The organism is Bathymodiolus azoricus thioautotrophic gill symbiont (assembly GCF_001298715.1).
Classification (GTDB): Bacteria; Pseudomonadota; Gammaproteobacteria; order PS1; family Pseudothioglobaceae; genus Thiodubiliella.
This window is the reverse complement of the sequence record NZ_CDSC02000404.1, coordinates 1-5826: the sequence shown is the minus strand read 5'-3', so window position 1 is coordinate 5826 and position 5826 is coordinate 1. Positions and strand designations below refer to the sequence as shown.

Here is a 5826-nt window from a genome sequence, read left to right as displayed (position 1 = left end):
TGCCTTCCTTTGTTTTTTCCTTACCAGAGATGGTGAAATCCATCTCTTTGGTTTCAGGGTTTAAATGGTAATAATGCAAAGATTTTTGCTTGCGTTGTTTTTGTTGTACCACACAGCCGACCATTTCAAAATCGCCTTTGAGTTCAATTTCATCGTGCTGAGTGCTAAGTGGAACTAAGAATTTTTTGTCGCCTCGTTCAATATATTGACGGAAATATAGTTCATTGGCATAGCGTACTACGGCGTAGGCGCGGTTGTGGATTCGCATACCAGGGTCGATAATTAAAATACAATTTTCACTAAACTCAGGCTCCATAATGTTGCCTAAATTTTGCAAGGCAAAAGGCTCTGAATTAGTACCGCAATTAGTTTCGAATGCTTCTTTACTCATTTTATGTTTGACACTTTCTGCAATAGAAAGTAGACCTTTGATTTTGGATAATGCGTGTTATTTTACTATCACATTGCATGCAATTTTCATTTTCACGCCCATACACCGACAAAGTCTGTGAGAAATATCCAGGTTTGCCATCTACCGCAGAAAAATCTTGCAAGGTTGTCCCACCTGCTTTGATTGCTTGCGTAAGAATGTCCTTGATGCATTGTGTTAATAAGGCGTAGCATTTTTTACCAACACTACCTGCTTTTCGTTCAGGACTGATGCCTGCTTGATGCAAACTTTCACAAGCATAAATGTTGCCCACACCCACCACAACTTTGCTATCCATAATAAAGGCTTTAATATTTTGTTGCTTTTTGTGTGAGCGAGTGTATAAGTACTCATTATCAAATAACCCTTCTAACGGTTCAACGCCTAAGTTATCTAACAAAGGGTGCGACCCATTTTCAGAAAATAACACCGCGCCAAAGCGCCTTGGGTCGTTCAAACGCAGTCTTTTTCTGTTCATAAACACTAGCTCAAAATGATCGTGTTTCTCAAGTGGGGTGTCGTTATCTACCACCTTAATTGAGCCACTCATACCTAGATGAATAATCAGCGTACCCACATCAAACTTAATCAACAAATACTTGCCTCGTCGCTGTATTTTATTCACACTTTGATTTGAGAGTGTTGTGACTAAATGTTTGGGCATATCCCAACGCAAATTAGCTCGATGTAGGTACGCACGCTCAACCGTCTGATTAACAATCAGTGGCTCAAGTCCAAGTTTGGTGGTTTCAACTTCTGGTAATTCTGGCATGTTGTGACTTAAATTAACTAAATAACTAATAAAATAACCTATTATAATGGTCAACTTTATAATAACGGAGAAAGAAATGTTTAATCGTATTAATTTAGTTCGGTGCAAAATTGCACTTGGTTTTGTAACAACTGCAATTGTGGTTTATTTTGTGGGGATGGATTCTATCGTCAACCAACATTATGCCTTTAGTGTTTGGTTGCATGTTTTAGCGGGTATTGTTTGGATTGGTCTTTTGTATTATTTTAACTTTGTACAAGTTCCTGCAATGGGCGCAGCACTTGCTGATAGTGATGGACCAGGTCCAGCGGCGATTGGCAAATATATTGCACCAAGAGCGTTGTTGTGGTTTCGTATGGCAGCTGCCACTACTTGGATCTTAGGTTTAGTGTTGTTGGCATTACAGTCTCGTGGTATGGACGGTATTATTGGCGCATTCACGCTTGCACAAGGTTATCAAGTTATCGGTATTGGTGCTTGGATGGGTACGATTATGGCGTTTAATGTATGGTTTATTATTTGGCCAAATCAGCAAAAAATCTTAGGTATGAAAGATGCATCTGCAGAAGAAATAGCAACTGCAAAGAAGAATGCAGCACTAGCATCAAGCATTAATGTTATTTTATCTGTGCCGATGTTATTGACTATGATTGCATGGCACTAATTTTTTGCTAAATTCTTTGTAAGATTGCTTGCTGGATTTATACATTTTGGCATGAGATAAGTAATCTGTTTTGAATTTGACTAGAAAAACCGAGACTTTGTTCTCGGTTTTTTTCGCCTATTGAAAAGGGTATAATTTCGCTATGTTAAAAAGAACACCTAATCTCAAAGTTAGCGGCAAGGACGCACAAAGTTTTTTGCAAGGGCAATTGTCAAACGATATTGATAAAATCGCTGATGGAGCGTGGCAATTGAATGCTTATTGCCAACATCAAGGACGCATTATTGCCTTAATATGGGTACAAAAACAAGGCGATGATTTTTATTTGGATTTTGCATCAGATTTACAAGCCGTGGTACACAATCGTTTAAAAATGTTTGCGCTTAATACTGAAGTGGCTTTTAGTGAGATTGACGCTCAAGCAGTGTCAATTGATAGCGTACAGATAACACTGGCAACAAGTGAAAAATTCATTCCTCAGGACTTGAATTTGGATATCAACGAAGTTGGTGTTAGTTTTACCAAGGGCTGTTATCCGGGTCAGGAAGTGGTGGCAAGAGTGCATTATTTGGGTAAGCCAAAACGCAGATTATATCAATTTGAATGTGACTTTAAGGTCTCACCGATGGATAAATTAACACTAGAAGACGCTACCAGTTCTGTTGGAGCTGTGTTGAATCAGGTAAAATCCTGCTTTTTTGCAACGCTTAAAATTGCTGCAGAAAACAAAGCACTTTTTATTAATAATAAGCCAATTAAATGTCTTGGACTGGCTAATTTCCCTCATAAGAGAACACTATGAAATTGACTAAAATTTTGGCATTATTGTCATTGTTTTTCCCTGTTTTTGCATTTGCTAGTGGCACAGAAGAAAGGCTTGATTTAACCAGTCATTGGGTAGGTTATACGGCATTAGCTTTGTTTGTTATTGCTTACATTTTAGTAATAATGGAAGAATTTACAGGGTTTAACAAATCCAAACCAGTGATTTTAGTGGCAGGACTTATTTGGGCAATGGTTGCTTGGGTGTATGTCTCTCAAGGGTTGCCACATACTGCCGAAACGGTGTTGCGTCACAATTTGTTGGAGTTTTCTGAGTTATTTTTATTTTTATTGGTGGCAATGACCTACATTGAAACCATGAAAGAGCGTAATGTCTTTGAGGCGCTAAAAGTATGGCTAACCAGCAAAGGATTGTCTTTTAGGCAGTTGTTTTGGTTAACAGGATTTTTAGCGTTTTTCATCTCTCCAGTTGCTGATAACTTAACAACAGCATTGATTATGGGTGCTGTGGTGTTATCGGTTGGTGGTAATAATGTGCGTTTTATCTCTATTGCCTTTGTAAATATTGTGGTAGCTGCAAATGCTGGCGGTGCATTTAGTCCGTTTGGCGATATTACCACGCTAATGGTTTGGCAAAAAGGGGTTATTGAATTCTATCATTTCTTTGATTTATTTATCCCGTCATTAATTAACTTTGTGGTGCCGGCGACAATTATGCATTTTGCTATTAAAAATGAGTCGCCTGAGATATCAGGCAGTAGCACTATTAAAGTCAAAGAAGGTGGAATAATGGTGGTGATTTTATTTGTTCTCACCATTGTTACAGCGGTAAGTTTTCATAGTTTCCTGCATCTACCACCTGCAATGGGAATGATGATGGGTTTAAGTTATTTAATGATAGCATCGTTCTTGATTGCTAAGTTTAGAAATATTGAATGCGATATTTTCAAAAAATTAGCAAAAGCTGAATGGGACACTTTGCTGTTCTTTTTTGGGGTAATTTTAAGCGTTGGTGGCTTAGGTTTTATGGGGTATTTGGCATTAACTTCAGAGTTAATGTATACCTCACTCGGTGCAACCAACGCTAATATTTTGGTCGGTGTTTTGTCTTCGGTTGTTGACAATATCCCAGTGATGTTTGCAGTCTTGACGATGAATCCTGAAATGAGTTCGGGACAATGGCTGTTGGTTACATTGACTGCGGGTGTGGGTGGCAGTTTGCTTTCAGTGGGTTCTGCTGCAGGTGTGGCACTGATGGGGCAGTCAAACGGTCTTTACACATTTGTATCTCACTTAAAGTGGACGCCAGTTATTGCACTAGGATATGGAGCAAGCATTTACGCACATATCCTTATTAACGGCGTCTAGTGTCTAAAACCAATTTATTAGTAGATATTGGTAATAGCAATATCAGTTGGAAGATTGGTGATTGCTATAGCAGTGTTAGTATTAAAGATTTTCAAATCAATGCAATACCACAACACCAGATTAGCACTATTGCCTGTGTTGCTCATCACGAATTGATTCAGTATTTTGTCAACCCAACTATTATCAAACCTAACCCTTATAAAGATTTGGTTTTTGATTATAATTTGGCGCAATTGGGTGTTGATCGTTTTTTGGGACTTGTGGCAGGGTATGATAAGTATCCAGAGCGAGATTTTATGTTGGTGGATATCGGTACTTTTGTTACTATTGACATTGTGCGCAATAAGCGACATATTGATGGCGGCATTACACCAGGGATTTATCAACTACAAGCTTGCAAAACCTTTATTGGTAAGGACAGTCAAAGGTCATGGCGTTTAGGTACTGAGAATATGTTGCGTGACTATCTTGAAAAGCGTTGCGAAGCGTTTGACGGTAAGATTTTAATAACTGGTGGTAGTCAAAAAATGCTCAATATTAAGCAAGGTGAATACCACCAAAATTTAGTAATAACAGGATTGGAAATAACAAATGGAAAATAGAGTTTTATCAGGAATGAGGCCAACAGGGCAACTGCATTTAGGGCATTATCACGGCGTTTTAAAAAACTGGTTGGTATTACAAAATGAGTATGATTCTTATTTTTTCGTTGCTGACTGGCATGCATTTACGACACATTATTCTGACAAAATTGATCTTGAATCTAATGTGACAGAAATGGTGGTTGATTGGTTAGCAGCGGGCATTAATCCAAACACTTCAACGATTTTTGTGCAATCAAAAGTACCAGAGCATGCAGAGCTACATTTGCTATTATCGATGATCACACCATTGCCTTGGTTGGAGCGCGTACCATCTTATAAGGATCAGCAAGAAAAATTAAAAACCAAAGATTTAGGCACCTATGGTTTCTTAGGTTATCCGTTGTTGCAAAGCGCAGATATTTTGATATACAAAGCAGGTTTGGTGCCCGTGGGTGAAGATCAAGTGGCGCATATTGAACTGACGCGTGAAGTGGCAAGGCGTTTTAATTATGTGTATGGGCGTGAGGCTGATTTTGAAGAAAAAGCAGAAATTGCTATTACTAAAATGGGTAAAAAACAAGCCAAATCTTATCGTACATTGCGTAAGGCTTATCAAGAAACGGGCGATGATGAGGCATTAATCAGGGCACAGGCAATGCTAAAAGAGCAACAAAATATTACTTTAGGCGACAGAGAAAGATTACTGGGTTATATCGAAGGTGTGGGAAGAATTATTTTACCTGAGCCAGAATCTCTACTCACAAAAGCTTCAAAAATGCCAGGTTTAGACGGGCAAAAAATGAGTAAATCTTATGGTAATACCATTTCTTTGCGTGACAGTGCAGATGAAATTGAAGTCAAGATTAAGCGCATGCCAACCGACCCAGCGCGTGTTAAACTCACCGATGCAGGCGACCCAGAAAAATGTCCAGTTTGGCAATTGCATAAAGTGTATTCAGATGAACAAACCTGCGATTGGGTAAAAGATGGCTGTGTACATGCAAAAATGGGTTGTATTGAGTGCAAACAGCCGGTGATTGAGGGTGTTCAAGCAGAATTACTACCAATGCAAGAGCGCATTGCTAAATATCAAGCTGACCCAAGCTACATTAAACAAATCATTCATGACGGTTCACAGAGAGCGCGTAATGTTGCTAAAGAGACAATGACAGAAGTCAGAGAAGCGATGGGTATTATTTACTGATTTTTCTGCGCTGAGGATAAA

The 5826-nt window shown here is 38.8% G+C and carries 7 protein-coding genes; 5 read left to right on the top strand and 2 right to left on the bottom strand.

The features are described 5' to 3' along the window. Both BAZSYMA_RS07805 and mutM read right to left on the bottom strand, forming a co-directional pair. On the bottom strand, window positions 1–391 hold a 391-nt coding region (locus tag BAZSYMA_RS07805; RefSeq protein ID WP_090717565.1), incomplete at its 3' end, for a S24 family peptidase. 1 nt (window position 392) lies between these two features. Further along, complete coding sequence (mutM, locus tag BAZSYMA_RS07800) at window positions 393–1202, bottom strand: bifunctional DNA-formamidopyrimidine glycosylase/DNA-(apurinic or apyrimidinic site) lyase (protein WP_090717561.1); 810 nt, start codon at window positions 1200–1202, stop codon at window positions 393–395. 157 nt (window positions 1203–1359) lie between these two features. Between mutM and BAZSYMA_RS07795 the strand changes: the two genes are divergently transcribed. The 5 genes from BAZSYMA_RS07795 to BAZSYMA_RS07775 all read left to right on the top strand — a co-directional run bounded on the left by BAZSYMA_RS07795 (window position 1360) and on the right by BAZSYMA_RS07775 (window position 5805). Continuing rightward, complete coding sequence (locus tag BAZSYMA_RS07795; protein ID WP_090717571.1) at window positions 1360–1866, top strand: urate hydroxylase PuuD; 507 nt, start codon at window positions 1360–1362, stop codon at window positions 1864–1866. A gap of 142 nt (window positions 1867–2008) precedes the next feature. Continuing rightward, window positions 2009–2668 (top strand): CAF17-like 4Fe-4S cluster assembly/insertion protein YgfZ, encoded by a 660-nt coding sequence (gene ygfZ / locus BAZSYMA_RS07790; RefSeq protein ID WP_090717556.1) that lies wholly within the window; start codon window positions 2009–2011, stop codon window positions 2666–2668. After that, complete coding sequence (gene nhaD, locus BAZSYMA_RS07785; protein WP_195910156.1) at window positions 2665–4017, top strand: sodium:proton antiporter NhaD; 1353 nt, start codon at window positions 2665–2667, stop codon at window positions 4015–4017. The genes ygfZ and nhaD overlap by 4 nt, the downstream gene beginning before the upstream one ends. After that, window positions 4017–4619, top strand: coding sequence for a type III pantothenate kinase (locus BAZSYMA_RS07780; RefSeq protein ID WP_090717550.1), 603 nt, complete (start codon window positions 4017–4019; stop codon window positions 4617–4619). The genes nhaD and BAZSYMA_RS07780 overlap by 1 nt, the downstream gene beginning before the upstream one ends. Beyond that, a complete protein-coding gene (locus tag BAZSYMA_RS07775) occupies window positions 4609–5805 on the top strand; it encodes a tryptophan--tRNA ligase (RefSeq protein ID WP_090717545.1) in 1197 nt (398 codons plus the stop codon). The genes BAZSYMA_RS07780 and BAZSYMA_RS07775 overlap by 11 nt, the downstream gene beginning before the upstream one ends. Window positions 5806–5826 lie beyond the last annotated feature (21 nt).